1 protein-coding gene is annotated in these 1,259 nt (G+C 49.6%); it reads left to right on the top strand.

All coding sequences use genetic code 11. The features are described from left to right. On the top strand, positions 1 to 828 hold an 828-nt coding region (gene mdh / locus B3180_RS04460; protein ID WP_286843269.1), incomplete at its 5' end, for a malate dehydrogenase. Between the last annotated feature and the right edge of the window lie 431 nt (positions 829 to 1,259).

Below are 1,259 nucleotides of genomic sequence, written 5' to 3'. Positions count from 1 at the left end.
GCGCCAGTAGTTCCAGGTGTAGCGGTTGACTTAAGTCATATCCCTACCGACGTGAAAGTAACAGGCTTCGGTAAAGATGATCTTGCGTCAGCATTAGTTGGCAGCGACATCGTATTAATTCCTGCCGGCGTACCTCGTAAGCCAGGTATGGATCGCTCTGACCTGTTCAACATGAACGCCGGCATCGTTAAAAACTTAGTACAAGGCGTTGCAGACAACTGCCCTGACGCTTGTGTTGGAATCATCACCAACCCGGTAAACACTACAGTACCAATTGCTGCCGAAGTCCTGAAAAAAGCAGGCTGCTACGACAAGCGTAAACTGTTCGGTGTTACTACTCTGGACGTTATCCGTTCAGAAGCATTCGTTGGCGAGCTACGTGGTCTGAACCCTGAAAACGTAAACGTGCCAGTTATTGGTGGCCACAGCGGCACAACCATTCTGCCATTGCTGTCTCAGGTTGAAGGCGTTGAGTTTACTGAGCAAGAAATCAAAGACTTAACTCACCGTATCCAGAACGCAGGTACTGAAGTCGTTGAAGCAAAAGCCGGCGGCGGTTCAGCAACCCTTTCTATGGGTCAGGCAGCAGCACGCTTTGCATTGTCATTGCTGAAAGGCCTGCAAGGTCAGGACACTATTGAGTGCACTTACGTAGAAGGCCCAGGCGACAACGCTAAGTTCTTCGCACAGCCAGTACGCTTAGGCAAAAATGGCGCCGAAGAAATTCTGTCTTACGGCAAGCTTAGTGCCTTCGAACAAAAATGCATGGACGAAATGCTCGACGGCCTGAAAGGCGATATCCAAAAAGGCATCGACTTCGCCAGCTAAGCTTTCAGTAATCCGCTCTTGAAAATATTGGGGCAGGCCAGCATTGGCTGGCCATTGCAGGAAATCTTCCGAAAGACGCCAGCAAGTACATCCCTGTAAGGCTTGGGCAGCGCCATCCTTGGCGCTGCACACTTTCTCCAGATAACCCGCAATGGCGTATCGCCAATACTGATCTTCCCCAATATTTTTCCAGCTAGATGTACGCTCAAATGTTCCAATTGATACACAGTGTTAGCTTTTTAATTATCAGGCTAGAAGATGGTTAAAAGGGGCAGGCTGTTGGATTGTGAGCGTTACGAGTGTTGAAGGTTTCTATGGCGGAGTGTCGAAGGCCATAGATGCTTATTGGAAATGCCTAAAGCGGGAAGGGTTCTGTTTCGGAGGTGTGTAGCGCCATGGATGGCGCTACCCAAGCCCTACAGGGAAGTACT

The sequence above is a fragment of the Idiomarina sp. UBA4206 genome (assembly GCF_002383015.1).
Lineage (GTDB): Bacteria > Pseudomonadota > Gammaproteobacteria > Enterobacterales > Alteromonadaceae > Idiomarina > Idiomarina abyssalis.
Note: the sequence above shows the minus strand (reverse complement) of the source record. Positions and strands in the feature narration are given on the sequence as shown.